Here is a 26,152-nt window from a genome sequence, read left to right on the forward strand (position 1 = left end):
GGGATTCGAATCACGTCGACCTGCAGAGGGGGACCGGTGTCTCTCGGCGTCCGTGTTTATCCCTCGCGAGCGCGTATGGGTGAGCATGCGCGAGTTGGCTTTCGCCCTGGAGTACGACGCCGGGTGCAACCGGGTTGCGGATACGCTCGCCGAGCATTCGGGGGCACGGATTCGGTCGCTGTCGCTGCACGCTACCGACGAGCGCCTCTGGCGGGTCGACCACGCGAGCGGTTCGCCCGACGCACTCGACGCGATCGAGGACGCGTTCCGCACCACTGACTACTACGCCGACTGTCTCGCGACAGACGACTGTGGCGCGACCCAGACGACGGACGTCCTCGATCGATCAGCCGAGACGCTCGTTCTCTATTCGTACTGGGAGCGGACGCCCGTCTGCGTTTCCGTGCCCCACCTCGCACTGGATCACCTCGGCGACGGCCTCTTGTTCGATACGCGCCACGAGGGCCGCCATTACACCTGGCGGATCATCCACTCGGGGACCGGCGACGTCGCGGCCTTTTTCGATGCACTCGAGACCGCCGTCGGTGACTGCGCCGAGATGGAGATGCTCCGGACGGGCGTGACGGCCGATCCCGGATCGGGTGAGGACGGTGAGGCGACGCTTCTCGCCCCTGAACAAGAGGCTGCCCTGCGGGCGGCCGTCGAGCACGGCTACTACGAGAATCCGCGAGACGTCGACGTCGCCGACCTCGCCGAACACTTAGATGTGCCCCGGTCGACGCTCACCTACCGGCTGCGACGCGCGGAAGAACAGCTCGCGAAGGGGTACGTGGCGGGAGACCCCCGTCCGGAAGCGCCGCCGACAGGGTGAGCACGTGTGGACTGTGCTTTCGTTTCCTACAGCGAGACGGTAGCAGTCAGTAACCCAGAAAATAGTTATGCCTGAAACGATGATTTGACACCAATGAGGTCAAGCGGCCCCACTCGTCGACAGGTACTCGCGGGAGCAGGTGCAGTCGGGGCTTCCGGGCTCGGTTTTCTGGGCTACTCGACTGACAACCCAGTACATCGGTCGTCGATCGACCGGACCGAAACACGGCAGGTATCGCACGATCCCGATGTGGGGGAGGTCTGGGTCGGGAATTTTCAGTTCGGGGAGCGGCTGCCGGAGATGGATCTCACACAACTCATCGGCGTGCAATACGGTGGGCGGGATTCTCACGACTACCGGTTCTTTGACGTCATCGGGGTCACGATCACACACGGCAACTCGGGTGCGGACAGGCCATCGTTCGACCGACACTGGCTGGATATCGGATCGCGCGAAACCCGTCTGTTAACGCCGGTCGATCCACTTGATTACGATTCGATTCAGGGGGGCGCTCTCGTCTCGCCGGCCGTTATCACCGAGAACCTTCCGATCGAACGTGGCCAGCTGGACGACCCGTCCGTGATCATGGATCTCATCACGAGCGGGACGTTCACCGGGACGACTGGCTTGAGAGGGAACGAACATGTGGAACGCGATCTCGAACTGATCGACGCCTTCTTGAACCACTATTCACCCGAGCGATCCGATCGATTGACACGGACTGGACTCCTCTATGCGCTCCATAAGGACCAAACGACCGACTACGACGGCCACCCAGATGCGGAGTCCGAAAGAGGGTACCTGTGGCATTGCGACAGTGTGGCTGCCCACGTCGTTCAGTATGAGGGGTTCTTCCTCGAACCGTCCAGCAGTACGTATCAATTCAACGTCTCCCAACGTATCCCACGGCCGAGTATTCTGGGGGACCCGACCGTCGAATCCACCCTCTCCATCGAGATTTCCCCATGATCACTCCCGTTTCACGCTGGCCCGGGCAATCGACGAGCGGGACGGCTCGCGTCCGGACACACAGCTTTCCCCCTGTCCGTGTGTCTGTCCCCTGAACCACTGACGATCTTGGAATATTCCAACGAAGGCTTATCGAACTGTCGCCCGTAGCTCGAAGTAATGAGCGACGACGAGATGGCAGCGAGTTCGGGCGGTGGGGAACCGCCGACAGCGCGGGGTGCAGACGGCAAGACAGGCAAAGCGGTTACGGCCCGGCTCGCCGTCCCCGAGATGGATTGTCCGTCGTGTGCGAGCAAGGTCGACGGGAGCCTCGAACGCGTCGACGGGATCACCGAGGTGTCGCTGTCGCCCACCAAAGGAACCGCGACGGTGACGTTCGATCCCGAACGGACGAGCGAGGAGGGGGTGATCGCGGCCATCGAGGGCGCGGGCTACGAAGTTCTCGACGGCGGGAGCGGGGACGAGAGCGAGAGGGGCACCGACGGCCCCGACGTTGCCCCGCCGACCGAGATCTGGACGAGTCCGCGGGCGATCAAGACTTGGATCGGTGCAGCCTTCCTCGTGGCCGGCCTGGCCGTCGAGTTCCTCCTCACCGGTGGGAACGTCGAGGTCGCCGCTGTCCTCGACTATCCCATTGCGGTCGCTGACGCCCTGTTCCTCGTCGCGATCGTCGTCAGCGGCGCGCCGGTCGTCCGGAGCGGAATCTACTCGGCACGCAACCGGAGCCTCGACATCGACCTGCTGATGGGCGTGGCCATCATCGCGGCGACGGGGATCGGCTACGTCGTCGAGGCCGCGACCCTGGCCGTCCTGTTTTCCATCGCCGAACTGCTGGAGGACTACGCGATGGACCGGGCGCGCGATTCCCTGCGGGAGTTGATGGAGCTGTCGCCCGACGAGGCAACAGTTCGGCGGGAGGCCGCAGCGACCGACGGGAGTGAGGCCTCCGAACGAGCGAGCGGTGAAACCGCGAGCAGAGATGGTGAAGAGGTAACCGTCCCGGCCGAGGATGTCGCGGTCGGCGAGACGGTCCTCGTCCGGCCGGGCGAGAAGATCCCACTGGACGGCGTCGTTCGCGAGGGCGAGAGCGCGGTCGACGAGTCACCGATCACCGGCGAGAGCATGCCAGTCGAGAAGGGCGCTGGTGACGAGGTGTTCGCGGGTTCGATCACCGCGGAGGGCTATCTCGAGGTCGAGGTTACCTCGACTTCCGGGGACTCGACGCTCGCACGCATCATCGAACTGGTCCAGGACGCGGAGGCAAACCGCACCGAAAGCGAGCAGTTCGTCGACCGCTTCGCCGGCTACTACACGCCTGTGGTCGTCGTGCTGGCGATCCTGACCGCTGTCGTCCCGCCGCTGTTGATCACCGGGAGTGCGACGCTCGCGCTCGCAGGTTATGAACTCGTCCTGCCGGGTGGCTGGCGGCCCTGGTTCGTCCGCGGGCTGACGCTTTTGGTGATCGCCTGCCCCTGTGCGTTCGTGATCTCGACGCCGGTCTCGGTCGTCTCGGGGATCACCAGCGCCGCCAAGAACGGCGTCCTGATCAAGGGCGGCAACCATCTGGAGGCGATGGGCGACGTCGACGCCATCGCGCTTGACAAGACCGGCACGCTCACGAAGGGCGAACTCGCGGTGACGGACGTCGTTCCCGTGGGCGAGCGCGAGGAAGGCGACGTACTCCGGCGGGCGGCGGCCTTAGAGCGCCGGAGCGAACACCCGATCGCGGCCGCGATCCGCGAGCGTGCCGATCGCGCGGAGATCGACCCGCCCGACCCCGACGACTTCGAGAGCCTCACCGGCAAGGGCGTCCGGGCCGAGGTGGGGGGCGAGACAGCCTACGCCGGCACGCCGGCGCTGTTCGACGAGCTTGGACTCGATCTGGGGGCGCTGGGGTTCGAGACGGGCGGGGACGCCCGGACCGACGGCGGCAGTCTCGAGGGCCGGGCGGCGTCCGGAGAGACCGTCGCCGAGCGGATCGCCGCCCTCGAGCGCGAGGGCAAGACCATCGTGGTCGTCGGCACCGCGAGCGAGGTCTGGGGCGTCGTCGCGGTCGCCGACGAAGTCCGGCCGACGGCCAGGCGTGCGGTCGAGCGGCTTCACGACCTCGGCGTCGAGCACGTCGTCATGCTGACTGGCGACAACGAGGGCACCGCCCGGGCGATCGCTGCGGAAGCCGGCGTCGATGACTACCGTGCCGAACTGCTGCCCGAGGACAAGGTCAGCGCCGTCGAGACGTTACAGGCCGAGTACGGCGACGTGGCGATGGTCGGGGACGGCATCAACGACGCGCCCGCGCTGGCAACCGCCGACGTGGCTGTCGCGATGGGTGCCGCCGGAACCGACACGGCGCTGGAAACCGCCGATATCGCGCTTTTGGGTGACGATATCGGCAAGTTGCCCTATCTGTACTCGCTGTCGAACCGGGCCAACGGCGTGATCAGACAGAACATCTGGGCCAGCCTGGGCGTGAAAGCGCTGCTGGCGGTCGGCGTCCCGATCGGCTACGTTACCGTCGCGGTCGCGGTCGTGGTCGGCGACATGGGCATGAGCCTCGGGGTCACGGGCAACGCGATGCGGCTGGCCCGGATCGAGCCCGATTCGGACGCAACTGTCACTCCGTCCGCTCGTCAGGGGTCGGCAGCCGAACGGTGACGACGCTGCCGCGGGGGTCGTTGGTGGCGAACGAAAGCTGACCGTCGGAATGCTGGACGATGAGGTGGACGAGCCACAACCCGATACCGCGCCCGTGAAACAGCGGCTCGATGTCCTGGGTACCGGTCAACACCTGGCGCTCCATCTCGGGGATCCCCGGCCCGTCATCGGCGACGTTGATTTCGACGATGCCATCGTCTGTCGTGACCGTGATCGTGATCGTCGGCGTGGATTGGTCCGAGTGAGTCACAGCGTTCTCGACGAGTTCTTCGATCGCCCGGTCGAGGTATTCTACCGTGAGAACGGGCTGTTCGGTCGGGAGATCGACCGTCAACTCGGCCGTCGGATACTGTTCGCGCAGGTCGGCGACCACGCTCTCGACGACCGCAACCGCATCGCGTTGGACCGTCGGGCGGGATTCGGCCAGGAAACTCGTGATCTCCCGTTCTTTCTCCACTGTGGCCCGGAGTTGCTCTCCCGTTCGGATGATCCGTTCCGCACTCTCTCGGGGGTCCGCCGTCGTCGCGTCGGCGATCGAATCGGCGTTGCCCAGGATGACAGTGAGCGCGTTGTTGAGATTGTGCCGCAGGACCCGGTCGATCGTCTGGATCTGGGTAATGCGTGCCCGCCGGTCGGAAACGTCCCTGATGAGCCCGATGAACCCGGTGATCTCGCCGTCCCGGTCCCGGAGATAGAAGACGTTCGTCTCGCCCGGGAACACCTGTCCGGACTGCTTCTCGTAGCGGACTGTCTGAACGAACGTTGGGTCCTCCAGGTGCTGGCTCAGGGATTCCCCCATCGCCTGAAATTCGTCGTCGCTCTCACAGATGGCAGCCGTCGGCTTTCCCTCGATCTCGTCTAAACTGTATCCGAACAGCTCTGTAAACGCCGGGTTGCAATCGACGATCCGTCGATCGGTGTCGGCGACCAGGATGGCGTCTCTGATGCTGTCGAACAGCGATTCGTAGCGTTCCCGTGCTCGCCGGAGATCCTCGACCATCTCCCGGTGATCTGTGACGTCCCGAAGCGACGCTCCCACTCCCTGGATCGCCCCGTCGGCGTCACGTAACGGCCAGTATCGGACGTCGAGCACGCGATCGTCTTCGCCAGCGTGTGTCCGCGTCATCTCGAACTGGACCTGTTCGCCCGCCAGTGCGTCCCCGAGGTGGGGTTCGACTGTCCTGAACTCCCTGTCGTCGAGTACACTATCGAGTGTCCGACCGTGGACCATTTCCGCCTCGATACCGTGAAACGACCGATAAGCCTCGTTGGCGAACAGAAACTGCAACTCCGAATCGATGGCCGCAAGCTGGTCGCGCGAACTCTCGACGGCCTGTTTGTAGTGGGTGATCCGCCGCTCGCGCTCCTTGCGCTCGGAGATGTTTCGGGCGATCGCGACCCGGTATCGGCGACCGTCGATATCGACGTCCGATGCCGAAATCTCGACCGGGACCGTGGTTCCGTCGGCCCGGACATGGGCCGTCTCGTAGTACTCTAATTCCCTGCCCTCCGGTGAATCCAAAAATTCCTTGAACTCATTCGGGTCCGCGAACTCGGGGTTGATCTCGGCGACGGACATCCCGACGAGCGTCGAGCGATCGTACCCGAGGACGTTGCTTGCGGTCCGGTTTACGTCTTCGATCGTCCCCGTCGTCGGGTCCATCAGGAACACGCTGTCGGTCGCTTCGTCGACCAGCCGTCGAAACAGCGTCGTCTCGCGCTCGCGCTCGCGCATCTGGTCCGCCTGTCTCGCCGTGACGGCCCCGGCGGCCACGAAGACGACCATGATCACGATTCGGATGTACAGTTCGTGGGCCGGTATGTCTGTCAGGAGTAGCGCGACGAACGGCGTCCCCTCGTAGAAGAACATGGCGTCTAAAACCGCATCGAGAACCCAGACGGACATTCCGAGGGCCACAGCGACCGCCAGAATCCCCCTCGTGGTTCGCATGTGGTGTACTGACACTCGGCACGGACTTAACTCACCCGGCGAGGGCAACCTGTGACCGCGCCGTTCAGATAGTCATCTGCCTCCGATCGCTCCAGACGGTAGGTGGTTGGCTCACCGAACGATCACGCTGCTATCGCTGTGCCTCAGTGACGACGGTTGCCAGCTCCCGGGTCGCGACTGCCGGCTCGTCCGCGTCCGTGATTTCGGTAATCACCGCAACGCCGTCCGCCCCGGCCTCGACTACCTCGCTTGCGTTCTCGGTGGTGACGCCCCCGATTCCCACGACCGGGATGTCGACGGCGTCGACGATATCCGCCAGACGGTCGGTGCCGATGGCGTACTCATCGTCATCGATGTCGTCCTTCGAGCCGGTGGCGTAGATCGCCCCGACGCCGAGGTAGTCCGTCCCGGCTGCTTCGGCCTCGCGGGCGTCGTCGACGAACGACACTGACCGCCCGATGATCGCGTCTTCGCCGAGCAAGTCACGAGCGACAGCCACGGGTAGATCCTCGTCGCCGAGGTGGACGCCGTCGGCATCGAGTGCGAGTGCGAGGTCGACCCGGTCGTTGACGATGAAGGTGACGCCCGCCTCCCGGGTGTGCTCCCGGATTAGCCGCCCGGTCTCGTAGCGCTCCCGCGCGCTGCGGTCCTTTTCACGCAGTTGCACCACGTCCACGCCGCCGTCGACCGCCGACGCGACGACTTCGGGGGTCGTTCGCTCGCCGGAGAGCGATTCCTGGGTGACCAGATAGACGTTCCAGTCGGGCATAGCCATGTCTGGGTCCGGCGTCGGTGAGTGCGTTGTGGTTCAGCGATCGACTGCCGCGTCGTGGGCTCCCTCGACCGTCCGCCGGAGTTCAGCGATGTCGGGCGCGTACGCGAGATGCGTATTGCAATCACAGTCCGAAGCCCCGATCCCCGCAACCGGTTGGGCTTCGGCCGCGATCTCCCTGGCGACTGGACATTCGATGTCTTCGTCGACCGTCTTCACCACGTCCGTCAATTCCGTCCCGGGGTGCCCCAGCAGGTAATCGACGTGCCAGTGGCGAACGTCCCGCTCGCCCGCCGCGAGTTCGCGGTGGCGGTCGATCCGGCCGAACCCGCCCGTCCCGAAGGCGCTGCCGGTGTAGGCGTACCCGCCAGCCGCCAGCTCGCGCTCGCCCGCCGCGCCGAAGGTGATCGTCGCCGCTTGATCGAGGGTGACGAGGAGCGTATAGGTTCCCTGGGCTGTCATCGATCGCCCGTTCGTCAGTGGTTCCGAAAGGTCTACCGGAGTCAGCCGCTCGAACCATGTTCTTGGCCGCCCTAAATCATCACGTTTGTCCACATCTGTTTTCAGCGGGTGGGAACACCCCTGTGCCCTTTTTGGTGAACCTAGCTAATCCGTAGTTAGGTGAGACTAAATGAGTGAGGTACTGGCCGACGTGGGTTCAGGGGAGTCCGTCCGGTTGACCGAGGTACCGGACGGGGACACGCGCGCACGGCTGTTACGGCTGGGATTTCTGGACGGGGCCGTCGAGTGTCGCCACCATATCCGGAAGGGGCCGGTGATCGTGCGGCGCAACGGAACGGATCTCGCACTCGGCTCGGACCTCGCTAGCGAGATCGAGATCGAACGGCCGACCACGGAGGCCAGTGATTGAGTATGGAGGGGTGTCACGACGCCGGGTGTGACGCGAGCGAGATCGCCGCCGATTCCACCCTGGCGCTGGTTGGCTGTCCGAACGTCGGCAAGAGCGTCGTCTTCGGCGAACTCGCCGAGCAGTACGTCGACGTCTCGAACTATCCCGGCACCACCGTCGACACCACGCTCGCCGAGTTCGGTGACTACCAGCTGACGGACACGCCCGGCGTCTACGGCATCTCCGCGTTCAACGAGGAGGAGCGGGTCACCCGTGAGATCGTCCTCGAAGCCGACGCCGTGGTCAACGTCGTCGACGCGACCCACCTCGACCGGGATCTGTTCCTGACGCTGCAACTGCTCGATATGGGTATCCCGACCGTCGTCGCCCTCAATATGATGGACGAGGCCGAGGCCGGCGGGATCGATATCGACGTCGACGCGCTGGAGGATGCCCTGGGCGTCCCGGTCGTCCCGACCGTCGCCGTCGACGGCGAGGGGACCGACGACCTTCGCGAGCGGATCCCCGAGGCGACCGCGCCCGAAACGACCGCCGTCGAGGACTACTACGACGAACTCCCCGACGAACTTACGGCGACGCGTGCCGAGAAGACGCTGCTGGTCGAGGGTGACGAGCCGCTGGCCCGCGAGGTCGACGTCGGCGGCGTGATGGCCGACGGCGGATCGGCCGCCCTTGTCGAGCCCGGACTGCGCGAGGAGATCTACGGGGGGCGTCGCTCGCGCGTCCAGTCGATCGCCGACGAGGTCCAGACCGTCACCGAGGTCGAGGGCGGGATCAGGGAGTGGCTCTCCGACCTCATGATCCACCCCCTGACGGGCACGCCGATCGCGCTGGCGATGCTCGGACTCATCTTCTATCTCATCGGCGGGGTGGTCGCCCAGCGGATCGTCGGCATTACGGAAGGCGACATTTTCGCCCAGCACTACAATCCTGCCGTCGAGGCGTTCGTGAGTGACCTCCTGCCCGAGGCGGCCTGGGTCGACCCGATCGAGTTCCTGTTGATCAACCCCGAACTCGGCCTGCTGACGATCACCGTCCAGTACGTCGTCGGCGTCCTGCTGCCGCTGGTGCTGGCGTTTTACCTCGCTATCGGGCTGCTCGAGGACTCGGGTATCCTGCCCCGGCTCGCGGTATTGACCGATCGCGGTCTCAACCGGATCGGCCTCAACGGCCGGGCGGTCGTCCCGATGATCGTCGGCGTCGGCTGCGTGACGATGGCGGTCATCACCACCCGGATGGTCGGCTCGAAACGCGAGCGCCTCATCTCGACCGCGCTGCTCGGCCTCGCCGTGCCGTGTTCGGCCCAGATCGGCGTCATCATGGGGCTGCTCGCGGGACTCGGGCTGGTCTGGTGGTTCGGCTACCTCGGCGTCCTGCTGGCCGTGCTCGGCATCGCCGGACTCGTCCTCGACCGGACGCTGCCCGGGGAGGGCCAGGCGCTGGTGACGGAACTCCCACGGCTGCGCGTCCCCCGGCCGGGCAACCTCCTCCGGAAGACCTACAACCGCACGAAGATGTTCCTGCGGGAGGCCGCGCCGCTGTTCGCCGCGACGGCCCTGGTCGTCTCCGCTCTGGACTACGTCGGCGGGCTGGACGCGATCATGGACGGCCTGCGCCCGCTGACCTCGCTGATCGGGATGCCCGCCGACTTCGGGCAGATCCTCGTCCTCGGGCTGATCCGGCGTGACTTCGCCGCTGCCGGCATGACCGACATGGCGCTGAGTCACGCCCAGATCTTCGTCGGCCTGATCGTCATCACGCTGTTCGTCCCCTGCATCCTGACGATGACGATGATCCTCAAGGAGCGCGGCAAGAAGAGCGCGCTCCTGATGTGGCTCGGCTCGTGGGTCGCGGCCTTCACTGTCGGCGGGATCGCGGCCGCCACGCTGGGGGTGCTCGGGGTATGAACTGCCCGACCTGCGGCCTCGACTTCGAGCCGACCGAGGACCTGCAGTGCCCCCGCTGTGGCGCGTCGCTGTCCTGCTCGACGGTGACCTGTGGCGACTGTGACGCCTGTGAGGGCGTCTTCGAACAACTCCGCCGGACCGCCACCGATCGGCTGCGTGCCGACGGCGGCACGGAGTAGGCTCCCCGCTCACCGGCCACACCTCGCTCGACCGACCGTTTCTTTTCCCCGTGGCCCCACGTCGTGGTATGGACCGGGCCGGAAGTACGGTGCAGGCGAGCAGTCCAACCACGGTACTGATCGGCGTGCTGGTCGTCTTTTTCCTCCTGCAGCGGCTGCTTGAAGTGTTCGGCGGCGCACCCGGGACGCTCGCCCTCGCCTGGCCGCTCTCGGAGAACCCCTGGACGCTGGTGACGAGCGTGTTCGTCCACCGTCGGATCATGCATCTGGTCCCGAATGCCCTCTTCCTGTTCGTGATCGGGATCATCCTCGAACGGCGGACGGACCCCTGGCGCTTTTATGCGTTTTTCGTCGTCGTCGGGATCATCGCCGGGGTGATGGAAGTGACGGTCGCTCAAGTGCTGGGCCAGCCGGTCGCCGTTCTCGGGGCCAGCGGTGCGGTTTTCGGCCTGCTCGGGTACATCCTGTTGGGTAATCCGATCATCGACGCCGTCGCCGACCGGATCAGCGTCGATCCGCGGGTAGCAATTCTCGCCATGATCGGCGTCGCGCTCGCGATCACGTGGCTCACCAGGGGCCGTCAGGTCGCGCTGGTCGCCCATTTCACCGGACTCGTCCTCGGGCTGGTGGCCGGCCGAGCGCACGTGCTCCGGAGTAGTCGATCGCGTACGAGAACCAGTACGGAGCGGCGACGCTTCTGAGTAAACAGCCTCGGGCGCGGTGGCCCGAGGCTTCTATTAGAACTCGCAACCGTCGGGCACCGTTCGCTCGTGGAGACGCGTGACGACCCGGTCGGCGACCGTTTCCAGGTGATCGACGTCCTCGCGGTTGTAGGAGATCAGCGTCTCCAAAGCGGCATCGTCGCCGCGCTCGGCCTCGTACCACAGCCGAACGGCGTCCTTTCCCGAAAGGTCCGGCCGGTCGCGTTCGATACCCACGTCTTTCTCGATCTGTTTGAGCCCGCCCGTCAGATCGAGTTGCCGGCAGGGATACATGAGATCGAGGTGTGGTCGGTCGAGGAGTCCGTCGAGGTCGAAGGAATGCTCGAGGAAGGGCACGTCGAAGCGTTTGCCGTTGAAGGAAACGAGCAGGTCGGCGTCGGCGAAGGTTTCCCGGAGTCGGTCCGCGGTGAGATCCCGATCGCGGACGAAGGTCTTCGTCTCGCCGCCCTGCCGGACGCTGACGGTCGTCACCGTGTCGTGGCGCTGATCCAGGCCGGTCGTCTCGATGTCGAAGAAGGCCGCTGAGTCCTGAAAAGACTCGTAGAGGCGCCACTGCGCGCCGCTGGGGAACTGCCGGCCGAAGTAGTGGCTGTCACCGCGAGCCAACCGCTCGCGAGCGTTGTCGATGAACGTCTCGATGCGCTCGGCGGTGGTTGAGCCGACCGCGTCCGGCTCGAAGTCGTCCCAGTGGGTCATTCCCTGCCGCCACAGCTTGCGCTCGGTCTGCTCGCCGACGCCCCTGACCGGAATGAAACTCTGCTCGACGCGCACGATACGGCTAGTCCATCACGGATGGTCCTAAAGGTCGCGGTACCGATGGCATGCGCCATCGAACTCAGAGCGTCGCTCTGACAGCCTGGACGTACGCGTTCGACCCCCAGCTTCGGTGCGGGGTGATCGTCTCGATCAGTGTTCGGGCCTGGTCGGTCCGGAGGTGGCCGTTCCGTGCGTAATCTCGGAGCAATCTCGGAGTCGTGACGAGCGTTGCGTCCTCGAGCAACGCGTGCACTCGTGCCAGGCTCCGGAATTCGTCAGTTAACAACCCGTCCGCGTCGATCGCGTTCGCCAGGACGATCCCGGCAGTCTCGCCCTCGTCCAGCCCGTGATCGGGGAGGTTCTCCGGCGTCTCGGCCCGATCCAGTGGATCGACGCGCGTGTAGTGGTCGCTCGCGGCCAGAACGTTCGTCGCTGCCGCAGCGTGGATGTCGTCGTCCCCGGCCATCTCGTGGAGTTCGCGCTCGACCTGCAAGGGAACCAGCACCTCGGGTCCGGTGAGGAGATATTGGAGGGGGTCAGGGTCGACGGCTGTCTCGTAGTCCGTGTCGGCCTTCGGGATCGCGAGGCTGACTAGCGCGCAGGTGTCGGCGACGACGGTCTCCATCGGTGGCTACTCCGTAGGGTCGACTTCGGCCGTCTCGCCGTCGTAGATATCGACGCTTTCGTCGGGTTCGGGCACGTCGAGGGGGTCGGATTCGAGGTCGGCCTTGAGTAACTCGAACGTGCGGGCGCGTTCGGCCCCGACGAGTGCCTCGACGAGATCGTGGTCAATCCGACCGTCGTAGTAGGCCTCGGCGACGCGCTGCTGGAAGTCCTCGTCGTCGGTCCGCTCGTCGAGAAACTCCTGGAGTGCCTCGTTGATCACGTCGGTGCGGTCGGTGCCCATGATCTCCGCGAGCGCGTCCGCCCGCTCGACGAGATCCTCCGGCGAGAGGAAGTGGACGCGCTTGTGGTCGTTGTCGGCGGCCATGTGTGTCTGTTATGTACCTGTATGAATTAAATTTGTGCATGATATACTCATTTTAGAGACCGCGACGCTCGACCTCTGGCATAGTCTCACGATTCGTCTCAGTTTTACTTTCACTGTGGTCTGAGAACCTTTTTGCCCTTTCCCGATGATTTCAATGGCGGAATGTTAACAACTAAACGACGAGAGGTGGGGTGACGCTGGATGCGTGTACTCGCCCGGTTGCGGGCACGAGCCGACGCGGCGTACGACAACGCGTATCATCACAAACTCCGCGGGCGACTCTGGGGCGCGCTCGACGGGACCGAGTACGGGGCCAGCCACGACGAGAACCGTCCGAAGGCGTTCACGTATTCGAACCCCTTCCCGCCGGGCGACATGGACGAGGGTGACGAGCGAACGCTCCTCGTCGCCTCGCCGTACGAGGACCTGCTGGCCCACGTCGCCGCCGACCTGAAGGACGACCCCGAGCTGAACATCGGCGAGATGCCCTTCACCGTCGAGGAGATCACGCCACTCGCGCCCGACGTCGGCGAGCCCGGAACGAGCGGGACCATTTCGACTGGAACCGGCGTTCTGGTTCGGATTCCGCCGTGGCGGTTCGACGAGTACGGGATCGAGAGCGATCACGAGGAGGCGGAGTTCTGGCGACCGGAACACACGATGGAGCCGTTCCGCAACCAGATCGAGGCGAATCTCGACAAGAAACACGACCTGTTCTGTCCGGACTACTTGCCCGGGCCGAGTGAGGTCGACGGCGAGTTGTTCGACGGCTACGAGTTGCTCAAGACGTTCGCGATACCAGTCACGCCGACGACTGGCGAGCGCGAAACGTGGGTATTGAGCAAGTGGCGCTTCGAATACACCGTTCGGGACGACGACCATCGGCGGCACCTGAACCTGCTGTTGGACGTCGGGATCGGCGAGCGGAATTCGCTCGGGTTCGGGTTCGTGAACATCGTCGACAAGACGGAACCGGGCGAGACGGAACTGGAGGGCGAGAATGCTTTCGCCTGAGGAGTTCCGAGAGGAGTACGACGACGAGGAGTTGGCTGCGGAATTACCGGACTCGCCGATCTCGTCGCTCCGGAGCATCCAGTACCTCTACGGGAAACTCTACACACTCGGGACACTCGGTGGTGGTCAGTATGCTCCGTACCTCACTCCGGACGCCGCAGACGACATCATCGACACCGAGGACAGCCTGATCGTCGTCAGGGTAGACGTTTCCGATGACGAGCCGTCACTCGCCGATGACGACCGAGGACCCGTGTGGGTGACACGATACAGCGACGATTTGGTCCAAAGCGTCTCGCACTGTAAATATCCTGCTGCACGCGGGATCGATCACAGCGTTACGCATCAGGCCGGGCAAAACAGCAACCCCGAGAAACTCGCCCGCTACGCGAAGGAGCGACTGACGAAGTGGCCCGTCGATGACGAAGTGCAAGACGTCGCTGATGAGCATGTCGATGGCTGGATCATCGACGCACTTGCCGCGCTCGGGGAAAATGAAGAGACCCTCGAATCGGTCGAAAGCGGTGTCACTGACGCACTCGGTGGCGAATCGACGACGGCGCTCCTGACAGTACAGGTCAAGACGGAACCGGATGGCGACTATCGTTGGCCCGGAGAGATCGACGGGTTCATGGAAGCGATGCGACGCCGGAAGCTCTCGAAACTCGTCACGAAGAACAAGGCAGACGACTCTTCGGGTGATGCAACCGATCTTGTCACCGGAGACGGAGCGCGTACTGTTGGAACGGCAGAGGACCCACAGAACTACTTCCTCGGCAAGCAGCTGGAGAAGTTCCCTGGACTCGACATCGAGGAGGCATGGCGCTCGCACCCAATCTCGGAAGATGCGGCGATTACGGTAATGAACGCCGACACGTTCGTCGACGAGTGTTCATATCGGACGTTCGGGGCCAAGGTGTATTATCTCCCGTATTTCCAGCGTGTTCCGACGCCCGACAGCGCCAGAGAGCTGTATGGGTTGCTCTACCACGCGACGAAAGACGAGGACATGACGCCTGTCGAAAGGGCCTACCAGGAGTTACGAAACCGAGAGAGCGAGTACGAGTTGCGATTTTACGTTTCAGCCGTCATGCCGCACCAGATGTCGAGATACGACGTGTTCGGCGAGACGATGAACGGTCGCCTGCTATATCCGAAGACGCTGGCTGTCGAACACAACAACGTCGTCGATAAGACGGCGGCGTTCCAGTCGGATTCCGGCCGAACGGCTCCGATGCCGACGCACGACGGTTGGGATCTCCTCACTGAGGATAACAACCGACTTCACCCTGTCTCGACTGGCTGGTACTTCCGTGAGACGTTCGCCGAACGGGATGATGACGAAGCGGCCGCTGACGATCCACGAATTGAAGCGCTGATCGCCGTACTGAGCGGCGACTCGATCGCCGTCGAGACGCTTCTCGAGGAATACGTCGATCGGATCGACACGGACGAGAACGACGAAACCGTCGAATCGTTCCCCTCGTTCCGCGTCGCCAGCCAGTTCGCACAGTTGTGCGCTTTGGCGACCGACGAACTGGACTTGCTCTCGACGGACGATCCCGGGAAGGAATCGATCACACGAGAACCGAACTACGAGGAAGACTCCATGGAAACAGCAGCACAAATCCTGGCGACAGACGGAGGTAACGCCGCCGCGGAGAAGCTAGAGACGTTCATCGAGGACACTCCCGCGCTCGCCCACGATCCGGACGCATCGCTCAACGACCAGCGCCGCGGCGCGTTCCTGCTCGGCGTCCTCATCGGCGAAGTCGGCGGGTACCAGAACTACAGCGAGGAGCGCTCAACGACGTTGATCGACCAGTATCCGGTGAAATCGATCACCCGGACGCGCATCAAGAAAGTCACGCAGGAAGCGATCGGCAAGACGATCACGTATACACGAAACGAGGATCGGACGATCACGCTGTTTGAGCACGTCGTCGAACGACTCCGGGAGACGATCCTGCGTCCCGACCCCGACGAGTGGGAGATCGAAACCGACGACCTGCGGTTCTACTACGCGCTCGGCGTGACGTACGGCATGAACGACCATCCCGACTGGGAACAGACTGAAACCGATACCGAGGAGGAATCCTGACATGACTGACAACATCGACATCGTCGAGAATCGCTCCGAGATCGTCTTCCTGTACGACGCCGTCGACGCGAACCCCAACGGCAATCCGCTGAGTGGCGCTGATCGACCGCGGATCGATCCACAGACCCAGCAGGCAATCGTCACCGATGTCCGCCTGAAGCGCTATCTCCGCGACCAACTCGACGACGACGGCCACGGGGTCTACATCCGGAACGTCCAGGAAGAGGGACTCCAGTACACGCGAGAACAACTCCTCGAAGATCGACTCAAGGAAGTCGATCCTGATGACTACGATGTCGACGAAGACGAGGAGGCCGAGCGGTTCAGGGACGACATCTTCGGGACGTTCCTCGAAAACAGTGCCGACGTTCGATACTTCGGGGCGACGATGGCGACTGACGCTGGCGACTACGAGGACTACCTACCGGATCACTTCACTGGCCCGGTCCAGTTCTCGCCCGGGAAGACCATGCACGCCGTCAACGAGAACGAGGAGTACGACAGCCTGACGAGCGTCATCGCCACCCAGGAGGGCAAAGAGCAGGGCGGATTCGATCTCGACGATCACCGGATCCAGTACGGCCTCATCCGCTTTCACGGACTTGTCGACGAGCACGGTGCCGAGGACACGAAACTGACGCGAGGCGACGTGCGTCGCCTCGACACGCTCTGCTGGCGGGCAATCAAGAACCAGACGATCAGTCGGAGCAAAGTCGGTCAGGAACCCCGACTGTACTGCCGCGTCGAGTACGAAGAGGAGAGTTTCCACATCGGCGGCCTCGACAAGGATCTCGAACTGGACGAGGACGAGTCGAAGCCCGACGAAGAACTCCGGAACGTGAGGGATCTCACCGTCTCAGTCGACGCGTTCGTCGACCGCGTTCGCAACGCCAGCGACCAGATCGAACAGGTCCGAATCGTCGCGAGCGACGTCTTGGACGTCTCACACGACGGTGAAACTGGAGGGCCGGAGGTTCTCATTGGGGCTCTCGAAGACGTACTCGGCACGGACGCGGTTGAGGAGGTCAACGTATACGACGAGTACCGGAAAACGCTGGCCGACGCCAGCGAGTGACGATGACTCGGCAATCGCTGGACAAGTCGGTGTCTGAAGGGTCGACGGAGCGGATAGTCCCTGAACGCTGTCTTTCCCTGACAGTCCGAGGTCCGTGGGGCCATTTCAGGCGTGTCGAAGGCAACATCGTCAAACAGACGTACCGGATCATCCCTCGAACGACGATTGCAGGCTTGCTCGCGGCCGTGCTCGGTATCGGTCGAGACGAGTATTACGACCTGTTCGGTCCGGACGCGTCGGCAGTCGCGATCGAGCCAGTCAGAGAGCTCCGGACGGTGAACATGCCGATGAATACGCTCTCGACTGCCGCAGGCGATCTGACTTCTCTCAACGGTCGAGGGAAGATCAGCATCAAGCTCCCCGATCCGACGAACCTCCGGCAACAGCACAACTACGAAGTGTTGGTCGAACCGGCCTACCGGATCGACGTTTGGTTGAGTGACGCCGATCGGTTCGAAGAACTCGCATCGATGCTCGATGCCGGGAAATCCCATTATGTCCCGAGCCTCGGACTCTCTGAACACCTCGCTGATATCGAGTTTCATGGTGTGTTCGACATCGAACCGATAGATGAGGGGGCCGAACGAGTCGAGATCGATTCCGCAGTCCCGGGCGGTTTCGACGACGTGATTATGGACGCCGGCCACCGCTGCCAGATCGAGGAATCGCCGGCATTCATGACCGCTGACCAGGGTGGGCGGACGACGACCGCGTTCACGACGTACGCGTACAATCCTGACGCAGGCCCGCTTACAGTATCTGGTGCGGATGCCGCCCGGGTCGGCGACCGAACGGTGGTGTTCGTCTGAGTGAGTCGTCCGTATTCACATCCACCAGAGGACGGGCGGGAGGGAACGTATCTCCTCGATCATCTGAATGACGTCGCGTCCCGGGTCGAGTATGTCGTTCCGGAAGACGCCGAAACGCCGTCCGGAGAGTCCTTCAAGTCGACCGTCGAGACGCTGGGGTACGTCCATGACTTCGGCAAAGCAACGACGTACTTCCAGAAGTATCTCGAAACGGGTCGGTCACCCGACGATAAACGGCTCCGCCATCACGCGCCGCTCGGTTCGTTCGCGTCGTATTACGCCCTCGACGCGAAAGGATACGAAAGAGAGACCTGTCTCGCCGGGTTTGTCGCCGTGGCGAAACACCACGGACGCCTACCGAACGTTGCCGAATACGTCTTCGACCGCGCACATGGACAGGACGGTGACGAGTACCACGCGATACTTGCCAAGCAGATCAATGACATCGACAGCGATGCGTCCGAGGTGGCTCAGGAGGTGTTCGAAACGGCGACGAACGGCGCTGGATCCTGGGATGAGTTCCGAGACGGATTCATCGATCTACTCGATGCGATAGAAGACACCGTCGCGACGGAGGGGATCGTCCCCGAACCGCGGGAGGATGCTGTTTCGGACGCCTGTTACGGACTCGTCCTGCAATGTTGGGGATCGCTCGTTCTCGCCGACAAGACCAGTGCAGCAGGGGCCCCGAACGACGAACGAACGTTCATCGCTGAAACGCCGTCCACCGACCGTCTCGACGAATACGTCGAAGGACTTGAGGCAGACGTTCGACAGGACGAGGACGGGACCCGGACCGAACGGCTGAATCACTACCGATCGCACGCACGAGACAGCGTTTTGAATGCCATCCCGGAGTTCCTAGCGGCCGGAAGTGACGTGGCGACACTTACGCTCCCGACGGGAATGGGGAAGACGCTTACCGGACTCTCTGCAGCACAGAAACTCCGCGACGAGGGTCAACAGAGCCGTATCGTGTACGCCCTTCCGTTCACGAGTATCATTGATCAAGTCGTCGAGGAACTCGAAACGATCTATCGGACGGATGGGACCGGACGACTGCTGACTGCCCATCACCATCTCGCCGAGACGACGATCAGAGATACCGCCGACGAGGACGAAGCTGACCTCTCCGACGACGTGGCCGGGATGCTTGCCGAAAGCTGGCGGGCGGGCGTGACAGTCACGACGTTCGTCCAGTTGTTCGAGAGCCTGGCCGGCCCGAAAAACAGGCAGTCGATGAAACTTCCGGCACTCCGGGACGCCGTCGTGGTTCTCGATGAACCACAGAGCCTCCCGCTGGACTGGTGGAAACTCGTCCCTCGACTTGTGGACGTGCTTACCGAGCAATACAACGCGACGGTGGTCGCGATGACTGCCACGCAGCCACGACTGTTCGAGGACGAATTCGAACTCGTGGACGACCCGGACCGATATTTCGAAGTCGTCCGTCGCGTTTCCTACGAGCTCGACGATTCGACCGAGCGCTATATCCAGTCTCAGAGCGAGCCAAAATCTTACGCGGCGGCCGCCACCGAACTCCGTGAGGCCGTCTCATCGGGACAGACGACGCTCGCCGTCTGTAACACGATCGACAGTGCCCGAGAACTCACGGAGCGGGTCGGCGACGATGTCTTTGTCGACGTTGGTCGCCTTTACGACGACGAACTACAGGAAGCGGGGTCAGCTGACGACGTTGATCCTGTCGAACTCGCGAAGCGCGTTGTAGCGACCGACGACAATGCACTCCTTCATCTGTCGACCCGACTTCGGCCTGCGGATCGGCTCACGTTGATCGAGACGGCGAAAGCGCTCACCGAACGGGGCCATCCGACGCTCGCGATCTCGACGCAACTCGTCGAGGCCGGCGTCGACATCAGCTTCGATCGTGTGTTTCGCGACCTCGCTCCGATCGACAGTATCGTTCAGGCAGCCGGGCGGTGTAACCGTTCTTTCGAGCGCGAGCAGGGAGTCGTCACTGTCTGGTGGCTCGACGTGCCCGACGAGCAGTCGAAGACGCCGGCGGAAGCCGTGTACAATCGCGGGACAACGCTGCTTCCTACTGTCGCAGACACGCTCCGACAGATCCGGGACGAATCCGGATCGCTTTCCGAGACTGACGTAGCTCGAAGGGGTGTCGAACGGTATTTCGAACGGCTGCGAGAAGACAAGGATGTCGGGAAGCAAACGTATGCCGACTGGGTTGACGACGCGAAAGCGAACGAACTCGGAACCATTTCGCTCATCGACGAACAGCTTTCGGCAGAGATCATCGTCACCCGAACGCCTGCTGAACGGGAGCGGGCGGAAGCGATACGGAACGCTCAACGCAACTTCGAATTCGAGGCGCTTGGCCAGTTGCTCGACGAGACGAAGCCGCTGCGTATTTCGGTCCCGTATTACTCCGAGGATAGCCAGACCGCCGACGCGATCACGGATCTCCCGCCACTCGTCGAAGACGAAGGCATATACGAACTCGACGTGCAGCAAAATCCGTCGCACTTCGATCGAATGACGGGATTCGTCGTTCCCGAGGCGAGCGTCGATCACCAGTTCCTATGAGTGGACACACTGACGAGCGGACCGGCGAAACCGACCCTGTCGATCTCCTGCTCGAATCAGCACGCGACGAGGCCGTCGAGTCGTCGTTTCACGTCACCGGTGTGATGATGCAATATTATGAAGTGTGTGAGCGCGAACTCTGGTTCGAGAGCCGCAACATCGAGATCGATCGAGAGAACCCGAACGTCGTCCGTGGCACGCACGTCGACGAGACGGCCTACGACGAGCAGCGGCGGAACCTAAGTATCGACGGTCGGATCGCGCCCGATCTGCTTGATGACGGTCGTGTCGTCGAGGTGAAGCCGTCCTCGACGCTGGTCGAGCCGGCACGCCTCCAGTTGCTGTACTACCTCTGGTATCTCGATCGGGTCGTCGGCGTCGAGAAAGAGGGTGTCCTGGCTCATCCGACCGAACGAAAGCGCGAATCGGTCGAGCTGACAGACGAAACTGAACAGCAAGTCGAGGACGCGATTCGCGGGATTTACGACGTGATTCGAAGCGAGACGCCACCGCCCGCGACGGAAAAGCCGTTCTGTGAGTCGTGTGCGTACTACGACTTTTGCTGGAGCTGTTGATCCATGAACGACAACTACCACATCTTCTCGGACGGACGGGTCGAACGCCACAACGACACGGTACGACTCGTCACCGAGGACGACGAGAAGAAGTACCTCCCGATCGAGAACGCCGAGGCGCTGTACCTCCACGGGCAGATCGACTTCAATACGCGGGTGATCTCGTTTCTCGACGACCACGGCGTCGCGATGCACGTTTTCGGCTGGAACGACTACTATTCGGGCTCGATCATGCCCGAGCGTGGCCAGACATCGGGTCAAACGGTCGTCGAACAGGTCCGGGCCTACGACGACGAAGCCCATCGTGGCAACATCGCCCGTGAGATCGTGGCGGGAAGCATCCACAACATGCGGGCGAACGTCACCTATTACGACAACCGGGACTACGACCTCGGCGCGACACTCGAGTCACTCGATCGTCGACGTGACGAGATCAAGTCCGTGGCGTCAGTCGAGGAAGCAATGGGCGTCGAAGCGAGTGCGCGACGTGCCTACTACGCGATATTCGATCAGATTCTGCCCGACGGCTTCGTCTTCGGGGGTCGAAAGTACAATCCGCCAAACAACAAGGTGAACAGCCTGATCTCGTTCGGCAACAGCCTGGTCTACGCGAATATCGTCTCGGCAATCCGGGCCACGGCACTCGATCCGACGATCAGCTATCTCCACGAGCCTGGCGAGCGACGGTACTCACTGGCACTGGATCTCGCTGATCTCTTCAAGCCCGTCCTGACGGATCGCGTCGTTTTCCGACTCGTGAATCGAGGGCAGTTGTCCGACGATGATTTCGATTCGGAGATGAACGCGTGTCTGCTCACCGAGAGTGGCCGGGAGACGTTTTCGAAGGAGTTCGAGCAGACACTTGACCGGACTATCGACCATCCCAGACTTAATCGGAAGGTAAGCTACCAGTACCTCCTTCGGGTCGAGGCGTACAAACTCAAGAAACACCTGCTGACTGGCGAGGCCTACGAGTCCTTCGAGCGGTGGTGGTAACGTGGTGTACGTCGTCGCCGTCTACGACGTCGAAGCGGACCGAACCTACCTCTTTCTGAACTTCTTGCGTCGGTATCTCACACACGTACAGAACTCGGTGTTTGAGGGTGAAATCACAGAGGGCGATCTCGAAGAGGTCAAGGGAAAGCTTGATTCGATGCTGGAGCCCGGCGAGTCGGTGATCGTCTACCGGATGAGTTCCGAACAGTATGTCTCGCGTACTGTCTACGGCGAGGATCCGACCGAGGACAGCCAATTTCTATAGTGTCGTCATCGACCTCCCGGGTCTCGTGGGCTATTGACGGTCGACGAAAACACTAACTTCCAGGCAAGGGTATCACGCGCTATATGGCCGGTTTCGGCCATGGTTTCAGACGGACCCTCGTGGGGTTGAAGCCCGCGGTATATCGACAAGCCGAAAGCGGCCACCGACGTTTCAGACGGACCCTCGTGGGGTTGAAGCGCGTCGAGGAGTTGGGTCACGTTGTCCTGTGTATAGGTTTCAGACGGACCCTCGTGGGGTTGAAGCGTATTAGTCGGATCGCGTATGATAACCAGCGTCTCGTTTCAGACGGACCCTCGTGGGGTTGAAGCTCGCGGGTCACTGGCCGTCACCTCCGTCAAACTCGGTTTCAGACGGACCCTCGTGGGGTTGAAGCATCTCCTGAGGTCCGTCGTTGGCCTGCCAGGAGTCGGTTTCAGACGGACCCTCGTGGGGTTGAAGCTCTTGCAGGATGTCGATCACCTCGTCCGTCGACGTGTTTCAGACGGACCCTCGTGGGGTTGAAGCGGCCGGCGGTGGGGGGTTAGAGAAAAGGGGTCTAAAGTTTCAGACGGACCCTCGTGGGGTTGAAGCTCCCCGAGAGGTGGACGGCCGTGAGCGGCCCAGAACGTTTCAGACGGACCCTCGTGGGGTTGAAGCTCACCCGGCGCAGGGCACTGAAAGCGGGCGCTGGCGGTTTCAGACGGACCCTCGTGGGGTTGAAGCGGTGGCCTGCTCGCCGTGGCGATCGGCGCGCTCCCCGTTTCAGACGGACCCTCGTGGGGTTGAAGCACGATCCGGCCACCGTCGCTGAATCCCTTTATCTCGGTTTCAGACGGACCCTCGTGGGGTTGAAGCTACGGCCACAATACTGAATTATGATATTATCACATGTTTCAGACGGACCCTCGTGGGGTTGAAGCGGACGATGGTGAACGACATGGTTTCGATAGCGAAGCGTTTCAGACGGACCCTCGTGGGGTTGAAGCACCGCCTGACGGTCGCTCACCACCGGTAAGCTCCCGGTTTCAGACGGACCCTCGTGGGGTTGAAGCACGTCGGACCCGACGACTGACGCTGACGGCCAGCCGCGTTTCAGACGGACCCTCGTGGGGTTGAAGCCGAATCTCGGTCTGATTGCTGTCCCTGCTGCTGCAGTTTCAGACGGACCCTCGTGGGGTTGAAGCCAGACACCGGTATTTGTCAACCGTTTAACTTCAGGATGTTTCAGACGGACCCTCGTGGGGTTGAAGCTGGCGGACTTGATAAGACCCAGCCATCGCGTCAACGCGTTTCAGACGGACCCTCGTGGGGTTGAAGCTTGAAGGGTCCTGGTATCGCGTCGATCGCCTGAACGGGTTTCAGACGGACCCTCGTGGGGTTGAAGCGCTTTGTGAGACGGCATCAATCGCTCCCGCGCCTCGGTTTCAGACGGACCCTCGTGGGGTTGAAGCCGACGTAACTGGCATGCCCGACACTTTCGGTGGGGTGGTTTCAGACGGACCCTCGTGGGGTTGAAGCACATGACGGCAACAAGATGGTGGGTGAAGGCATTTGGTTTCAGACGGACCCTCGTGGGGTTGAAGCGACACCTACCAACCACTGGATGAACAGTTTGGCTTTGGTTTCAGACGGACCCTCGTGGGGTTGAAGCAAACATCATCCAGCGAACTTCTAACTCACTTTCCTGAAGTTTCAGACGGACCCTCGTGGGGTTGAAGCGTCTTACCAGTCTTCGGATCGCCAGCGACGGTCAGTTTCAGACGGACCCTCGTGGGGTTGAAGCTCTACAAATTGCCCCTGCATCGTCTGTAGATCGTCAGTTTCAGACGGACCCTCGTGGGGTTGAAGCATCCGGAAAAAAGAGGGTCGACACGGCCGACACGCGTTTCAGACGGACCCTCGTGGGGTTGAAGCATGGAAGGCGGGGAAATCGCCCGGCGATCGACCAGTTTCAGACGGATCCTCGGGGGTTGAAGCGTCCTTGATCTCGCCGTGGGCTTCGGCGAGCGATCTTTGGTATATACTTACGTTTAGCGAGGCTCCCACCCGAACTCTGTCTCTGGCATGGTGTCCTCCTATGAAAAGACGCCCTCGGCTGCCGCGTCAGGCCCGCGTCGCAGTGATCGTGAGAGATACCGTCACTTCGCCGTCAGGGCTCGTGCCGTAGACGCCAGTGTTGTCGAACACCAGATCATACTCTCCTGCCCCGACTGACGTAGTTAGCTGTCCACTCTCCGCAGCCGTCCGTTGAGCGCGGTGTTGGACATCTGAGTTTCTGTCCCGGTAACGATCGTACTCGTCGTCATCAAGGAGGATGACGTCGATCGGGCCGCCGTCAGTCACCTCGAACTCAACACTGTACTCGACAGCCACATCCGGCTCGAGGATGCGTGTCGCGTACCGACCGGAAGGGATCGTGACCGTTCCCTCGAGCGTCTCCGACGTCAGCCCGGAACTCCGCTCGACATCCCAGCCCTCGCCGTAGACTCGGTGCGTGGTCTGGCCGAGCGAGTCCAGCGCGACGATCGCGCCACCGCCCAGGAGCACCGCGCCACCGCCCAGGAGTAACCGCCGGCGCGTTACCAGCGTCGGGCCGTCGCCCGCCCCGCCGGCCCCGAGGGCCTCGTCCGCCGGTGGCTCTTCGGGCGCACGCCCCGTCTCGCCGAGGAGATCAGATCCACACTCACTGCAGTACCGGCCAGAGCCGGGCGCTTCGGCCCCACACACCGGGCAATATGTTGGCGTCTCAAACTCTACCATGTGTGGATCTGTGTATGGGTATCAAATATATTTCGGGGCATGGTCACTTCCACTGGGCTGTTTGGACAGTCAGCGCGAGCTGGACATCTCGCCACGGCCACCAGTTTCAGACGGACCCTCGTGGGGTTGAAGCTCGATCCGGGACCGGTCGCTCCCGAAAACCATCAGGTGTTTCAGACGCACTCTCGTGGGGCGACTGCCTCCAAAACCAGCACTGTGACGGAATCGCGTTTCCGATCACTCGGCAATGTCACTCCAAGTATAACCGAACCCTATACGTTTTCGATCCGCCCGTCTCGCGATCGCCAGTCTCCACGATCGAGGAGTCGTTCGAGCATCGGCCGAAGATCGTCGGCGGCGACGCCGAAGTATTTCTCGCGGCCGACAGGCGTCCGGAACTGGACGATACAGGTGTGATCGGTGGCTTTGAAGACCGTCAGCATACTGCCGGTCGTTCGGTTTCCGGCGGCGAACAATCGTGATGTCCCCCCGCTCGTCACACGTGACCCGAGTTCCCAGCTCAGTGATTCGATCGCCGCCCGGTCGATCGGCAGAATGTCGGCGAGGTGTTTCCCGTCCCCCGAATCGGATCCACCCTGCCGCGCCTCACGGGATGACATACCACTGCATACGCGATGGGTTACTAAAAATGACGCCATTCGAGCGCTCTCTTGTGGCGTGGTAACCCGTGTGTGAACCAACAAGCCTATATACTGGTGTGGTATACCATGTCATGTATGGCGACCGCACCGAGCACCGACGACGTCATCGATCAGTTCCTTGCCCAGCGCGGGCACGAAACGGACGCGGTCGGATGGGACGAGAGTTATAATAAAAAGCAGTGTCCCGAGTGTGGTGGATTACACGAGGCGACAGCCACGGAATGCTCGGTCTGTGAGTGGACGCCGGCGCGGTCGAGCTAGGATCGCGTTCGAGCTTGGTGGTCCCCCGGCTCCGGTTCGGACATCTCCCAAGATTTTTCAGCACCGCCAGAATACCTATCGTCAGTGGACGAAAAACGCCCCATTGAAGAGGTGCTGGATACGATCGGGGATCAGCACGCGCGCCACGTGCTCGCGGCCGTCAGCCAGGCACCCAAGTCGGCCAAGGAACTTAGCGAGGAGCTCGAGCTGTCACTGCCGACGGTCTATCGTCGCCTCGAAATCCTCGAGGAGCACGATCTGGTCAGCGACCAGACGAGCGTCGCCGAGGACGGCAACCACTACAAGGTCTATGAGTCGAACTTCGAGAGTACCGTCATCAGGCTCGAAGACGACGAGTATCAGGTTCGGATTTACCGATCGGAGAACTTGCCCGACCGGTTCGGCCAGCTCTGGGACGACCTCAACCTCGAGTGAGACCGTGTCGCTTACCGCAACTCTTTGAGTAG

At 62.5% G+C, this 26,152-nt stretch carries 25 protein-coding genes and 1 CRISPR repeat array; of the genes, 17 read left to right on the top strand and 8 right to left on the bottom strand.

Features of this window, described 5'->3' with window-relative positions; all coding sequences use genetic code 11:
• The first annotated feature begins 85 nt into the window (after positions 1 to 85).
• From HBNXHr_RS00785 to HBNXHr_RS00795, 3 genes are all read left to right on the top strand, one after another.
• A complete protein-coding gene (locus HBNXHr_RS00785; protein ID WP_275882775.1) occupies positions 86 to 832 on the top strand; it encodes a helix-turn-helix domain-containing protein in 747 nt (248 codons plus the stop codon).
• Positions 833 to 925: 93 nt separating this feature from the next.
• Positions 926 to 1,801, top strand: a complete 876-nt coding sequence (locus tag HBNXHr_RS00790) for a hypothetical protein (protein WP_275882776.1) — start codon at positions 926 to 928, stop codon at positions 1,799 to 1,801.
• A gap of 159 nt (positions 1,802 to 1,960) precedes the next feature.
• Positions 1,961 to 4,456 (top strand): cation-translocating P-type ATPase, encoded by a 2,496-nt coding sequence (locus tag HBNXHr_RS00795; RefSeq protein ID WP_275882777.1) that lies wholly within the window; start codon positions 1,961 to 1,963, stop codon positions 4,454 to 4,456.
• Here HBNXHr_RS00795 and HBNXHr_RS00800 read toward each other — a convergent pair.
• The 3 genes from HBNXHr_RS00800 to HBNXHr_RS00810 form a co-directional block, all read right to left on the bottom strand.
• Positions 4,416 to 6,407, bottom strand: coding sequence for a PAS domain S-box protein (locus HBNXHr_RS00800; RefSeq protein WP_275882778.1), 1,992 nt, complete (start codon positions 6,405 to 6,407; stop codon positions 4,416 to 4,418). The genes HBNXHr_RS00795 and HBNXHr_RS00800 overlap by 41 nt on opposite strands.
• Positions 6,408 to 6,537: 130 nt before the next feature.
• Positions 6,538 to 7,176, bottom strand: a complete 639-nt coding sequence (thiE, locus tag HBNXHr_RS00805; protein ID WP_275882779.1) for a thiamine phosphate synthase — start codon at positions 7,174 to 7,176, stop codon at positions 6,538 to 6,540.
• A gap of 39 nt (positions 7,177 to 7,215) precedes the next feature.
• Positions 7,216 to 7,641 carry a GIY-YIG nuclease family protein gene (locus HBNXHr_RS00810; RefSeq protein WP_275882780.1) on the bottom strand — a complete coding sequence of 142 codons (426 nt, stop codon included), beginning with the start codon at positions 7,639 to 7,641 and terminating at the stop codon, positions 7,216 to 7,218.
• A 169-nt stretch (positions 7,642 to 7,810) separates the two neighbouring features.
• Here HBNXHr_RS00810 and HBNXHr_RS00815 point away from each other — a divergent pair, with 169 nt between their 5' ends.
• The 4 genes from HBNXHr_RS00815 to HBNXHr_RS00830 all read left to right on the top strand — a co-directional run bounded on the left by HBNXHr_RS00815 (position 7,811) and on the right by HBNXHr_RS00830 (position 10,837).
• Positions 7,811 to 8,050 carry a FeoA family protein gene (locus HBNXHr_RS00815; protein WP_275882781.1) on the top strand — a complete coding sequence of 80 codons (240 nt, stop codon included), beginning with the start codon at positions 7,811 to 7,813 and terminating at the stop codon, positions 8,048 to 8,050.
• A gap of 2 nt (positions 8,051 to 8,052) precedes the next feature.
• On the top strand, positions 8,053 to 9,957 hold the full coding sequence (feoB, locus tag HBNXHr_RS00820; protein ID WP_275882782.1) for a ferrous iron transport protein B: 1,905 nt from the start codon (positions 8,053 to 8,055) through the stop codon (positions 9,955 to 9,957).
• Entirely contained in the window at positions 9,954 to 10,136 is a 183-nt protein-coding gene (locus HBNXHr_RS00825; protein ID WP_015789209.1) for a hypothetical protein, read from the top strand. Before feoB ends, HBNXHr_RS00825 begins: the two co-directional genes overlap by 4 nt.
• Positions 10,137 to 10,204: 68 nt before the next feature.
• Positions 10,205 to 10,837, top strand: coding sequence for a rhomboid family intramembrane serine protease (locus tag HBNXHr_RS00830; RefSeq protein WP_275882783.1), 633 nt, complete (start codon positions 10,205 to 10,207; stop codon positions 10,835 to 10,837).
• A gap of 36 nt (positions 10,838 to 10,873) precedes the next feature.
• Here the strand turns inward: HBNXHr_RS00830 and HBNXHr_RS00835 are convergent, their stop codons facing one another.
• The 3 genes from HBNXHr_RS00835 to HBNXHr_RS00845 form a co-directional block, all read right to left on the bottom strand.
• Positions 10,874 to 11,629, bottom strand: coding sequence for a ribonuclease H-like domain-containing protein (locus HBNXHr_RS00835; protein WP_275882784.1), 756 nt, complete (start codon positions 11,627 to 11,629; stop codon positions 10,874 to 10,876).
• Positions 11,630 to 11,693: 64 nt separating this feature from the next.
• Entirely contained in the window at positions 11,694 to 12,239 is a 546-nt protein-coding gene (locus HBNXHr_RS00840) for a hypothetical protein (protein ID WP_275882785.1), read from the bottom strand.
• Positions 12,240 to 12,245: 6 nt separating this feature from the next.
• Positions 12,246 to 12,605, bottom strand: a complete 360-nt coding sequence (locus HBNXHr_RS00845; protein ID WP_275882786.1) for a hypothetical protein — start codon at positions 12,603 to 12,605, stop codon at positions 12,246 to 12,248.
• 201 nt (positions 12,606 to 12,806) lie between these two features.
• Here HBNXHr_RS00845 and cas6 point away from each other — a divergent pair, with 201 nt between their 5' ends.
• Genes cas6 through cas2 form a run of 8 tightly spaced genes read left to right on the top strand, consistent with a single transcriptional unit; the run spans position 12,807 to position 22,002 of the window.
• The gene (cas6, locus tag HBNXHr_RS00850; protein WP_275882787.1) at positions 12,807 to 13,619 is read left to right on the top strand and encodes a CRISPR-associated endoribonuclease Cas6; all 813 of its coding nucleotides are present in this window, start codon (positions 12,807 to 12,809) and stop codon (positions 13,617 to 13,619) included.
• On the top strand, positions 13,606 to 15,720 hold the full coding sequence (gene cas8b / locus HBNXHr_RS00855; protein ID WP_275882788.1) for a type I-B CRISPR-associated protein Cas8b/Csh1: 2,115 nt from the start codon (positions 13,606 to 13,608) through the stop codon (positions 15,718 to 15,720). The genes cas6 and cas8b overlap by 14 nt, the downstream gene beginning before the upstream one ends.
• Before the next feature lies 1 nt (position 15,721).
• On the top strand, positions 15,722 to 16,795 hold the full coding sequence (gene cas7b / locus HBNXHr_RS00860; RefSeq protein WP_275882789.1) for a type I-B CRISPR-associated protein Cas7/Csh2: 1,074 nt from the start codon (positions 15,722 to 15,724) through the stop codon (positions 16,793 to 16,795).
• A gap of 2 nt (positions 16,796 to 16,797) precedes the next feature.
• On the top strand, positions 16,798 to 17,604 hold the full coding sequence (gene cas5b / locus HBNXHr_RS00865) for a type I-B CRISPR-associated protein Cas5b (protein WP_275882790.1): 807 nt from the start codon (positions 16,798 to 16,800) through the stop codon (positions 17,602 to 17,604).
• A complete protein-coding gene (locus HBNXHr_RS00870; RefSeq protein ID WP_275882791.1) occupies positions 17,605 to 20,166 on the top strand; it encodes a CRISPR-associated endonuclease Cas3'' in 2,562 nt (853 codons plus the stop codon).
• On the top strand, positions 20,163 to 20,741 hold the full coding sequence (cas4, locus tag HBNXHr_RS00875; RefSeq protein WP_275882792.1) for a CRISPR-associated protein Cas4: 579 nt from the start codon (positions 20,163 to 20,165) through the stop codon (positions 20,739 to 20,741). The genes HBNXHr_RS00870 and cas4 overlap by 4 nt, the downstream gene beginning before the upstream one ends.
• Positions 20,742 to 20,744: 3 nt before the next feature.
• On the top strand, positions 20,745 to 21,737 hold the full coding sequence (gene cas1b, locus HBNXHr_RS00880) for a type I-B CRISPR-associated endonuclease Cas1b (protein ID WP_275882793.1): 993 nt from the start codon (positions 20,745 to 20,747) through the stop codon (positions 21,735 to 21,737).
• A gap of 1 nt (position 21,738) precedes the next feature.
• Positions 21,739 to 22,002, top strand: coding sequence for a CRISPR-associated endonuclease Cas2 (gene cas2, locus HBNXHr_RS00885; RefSeq protein ID WP_015789198.1), 264 nt, complete (start codon positions 21,739 to 21,741; stop codon positions 22,000 to 22,002).
• Between the two features lie 102 nt (positions 22,003 to 22,104).
• Positions 22,105 to 23,980: a CRISPR direct-repeat array (repeat unit 30 nt; unit sequence GTTTCAGACGGACCCTCGTGGGGTTGAAGC).
• A 125-nt stretch (positions 23,981 to 24,105) separates the two neighbouring features.
• Here the strand turns inward: cas2 and HBNXHr_RS00890 are convergent.
• Entirely contained in the window at positions 24,106 to 24,762 is a 657-nt protein-coding gene (locus HBNXHr_RS00890; RefSeq protein ID WP_275882794.1) for a zinc ribbon domain-containing protein, read from the bottom strand.
• A 272-nt stretch (positions 24,763 to 25,034) separates the two neighbouring features.
• Positions 25,035 to 25,382, bottom strand: a complete 348-nt coding sequence (locus HBNXHr_RS00895; RefSeq protein ID WP_275738649.1) for a hypothetical protein — start codon at positions 25,380 to 25,382, stop codon at positions 25,035 to 25,037.
• Between the two features lie 117 nt (positions 25,383 to 25,499).
• On the opposite strand from HBNXHr_RS00895, the gene HBNXHr_RS00900 reads away from it, so the two are divergent.
• The gene (locus HBNXHr_RS00900; protein WP_275738651.1) at positions 25,500 to 25,685 is read left to right on the top strand and encodes an HVO_0416 family zinc finger protein; all 186 of its coding nucleotides are present in this window, start codon (positions 25,500 to 25,502) and stop codon (positions 25,683 to 25,685) included.
• Between the two features lie 84 nt (positions 25,686 to 25,769).
• Positions 25,770 to 26,120, top strand: coding sequence for a helix-turn-helix domain-containing protein (locus tag HBNXHr_RS00905; RefSeq protein WP_275738653.1), 351 nt, complete (start codon positions 25,770 to 25,772; stop codon positions 26,118 to 26,120).
• Positions 26,121 to 26,152: the final 32 nt, after the last annotated feature.

The organism is Halorhabdus sp. BNX81 (assembly GCF_029229925.1).
Lineage (GTDB): Archaea > Halobacteriota > Halobacteria > Halobacteriales > Haloarculaceae > Halorhabdus.

Excerpts from the sequence above, each read along its gene's own strand:
- HBNXHr_RS00890 (WP_275882794.1), bottom strand. The coding sequence starts at position 24,762 with ATGGTAGAGTTTGAGACGCCAACATATTGCCCGGTGTGTGGGGCCGAA.
- HBNXHr_RS00795 (WP_275882777.1), top strand. The coding sequence starts at position 1,961 with ATGAGCGACGACGAGATGGCAGCGAGTTCGGGCGGTGGGGAACCGCCG.
- cas5b (WP_275882790.1), top strand. The coding sequence starts at position 16,798 with ATGACTCGGCAATCGCTGGACAAGTCGGTGTCTGAAGGGTCGACGGAG.
- HBNXHr_RS00895 (WP_275738649.1), bottom strand. The coding sequence starts at position 25,382 with ATGTCATCCCGTGAGGCGCGGCAGGGTGGATCCGATTCGGGGGACGGG.
- thiE (WP_275882779.1), bottom strand. The coding sequence starts at position 7,176 with ATGCCCGACTGGAACGTCTATCTGGTCACCCAGGAATCGCTCTCCGGC.
- HBNXHr_RS00845 (WP_275882786.1), bottom strand. The coding sequence starts at position 12,605 with ATGGCCGCCGACAACGACCACAAGCGCGTCCACTTCCTCTCGCCGGAG.
- HBNXHr_RS00790 (WP_275882776.1), top strand. The coding sequence starts at position 926 with ATGAGGTCAAGCGGCCCCACTCGTCGACAGGTACTCGCGGGAGCAGGT.
- cas8b (WP_275882788.1), top strand. The coding sequence starts at position 13,606 with ATGCTTTCGCCTGAGGAGTTCCGAGAGGAGTACGACGACGAGGAGTTG.
- HBNXHr_RS00825 (WP_015789209.1), top strand. The coding sequence starts at position 9,954 with ATGAACTGCCCGACCTGCGGCCTCGACTTCGAGCCGACCGAGGACCTG.
- HBNXHr_RS00815 (WP_275882781.1), top strand. The coding sequence starts at position 7,811 with ATGAGTGAGGTACTGGCCGACGTGGGTTCAGGGGAGTCCGTCCGGTTG.
- HBNXHr_RS00840 (WP_275882785.1), bottom strand. The coding sequence starts at position 12,239 with ATGGAGACCGTCGTCGCCGACACCTGCGCGCTAGTCAGCCTCGCGATC.
- HBNXHr_RS00900 (WP_275738651.1), top strand. The coding sequence starts at position 25,500 with ATGGCGACCGCACCGAGCACCGACGACGTCATCGATCAGTTCCTTGCC.
- HBNXHr_RS00830 (WP_275882783.1), top strand. The coding sequence starts at position 10,205 with ATGGACCGGGCCGGAAGTACGGTGCAGGCGAGCAGTCCAACCACGGTA.
- HBNXHr_RS00800 (WP_275882778.1), bottom strand. The coding sequence starts at position 6,407 with ATGCGAACCACGAGGGGGATTCTGGCGGTCGCTGTGGCCCTCGGAATG.
- cas6 (WP_275882787.1), top strand. The coding sequence starts at position 12,807 with ATGCGTGTACTCGCCCGGTTGCGGGCACGAGCCGACGCGGCGTACGAC.
- cas1b (WP_275882793.1), top strand. The coding sequence starts at position 20,745 with ATGAACGACAACTACCACATCTTCTCGGACGGACGGGTCGAACGCCAC.
- cas7b (WP_275882789.1), top strand. The coding sequence starts at position 15,722 with ATGACTGACAACATCGACATCGTCGAGAATCGCTCCGAGATCGTCTTC.
- HBNXHr_RS00810 (WP_275882780.1), bottom strand. The coding sequence starts at position 7,641 with ATGACAGCCCAGGGAACCTATACGCTCCTCGTCACCCTCGATCAAGCG.
- feoB (WP_275882782.1), top strand. The coding sequence starts at position 8,053 with ATGGAGGGGTGTCACGACGCCGGGTGTGACGCGAGCGAGATCGCCGCC.
- cas4 (WP_275882792.1), top strand. The coding sequence starts at position 20,163 with ATGAGTGGACACACTGACGAGCGGACCGGCGAAACCGACCCTGTCGAT.
- HBNXHr_RS00785 (WP_275882775.1), top strand. The coding sequence starts at position 86 with ATGCGCGAGTTGGCTTTCGCCCTGGAGTACGACGCCGGGTGCAACCGG.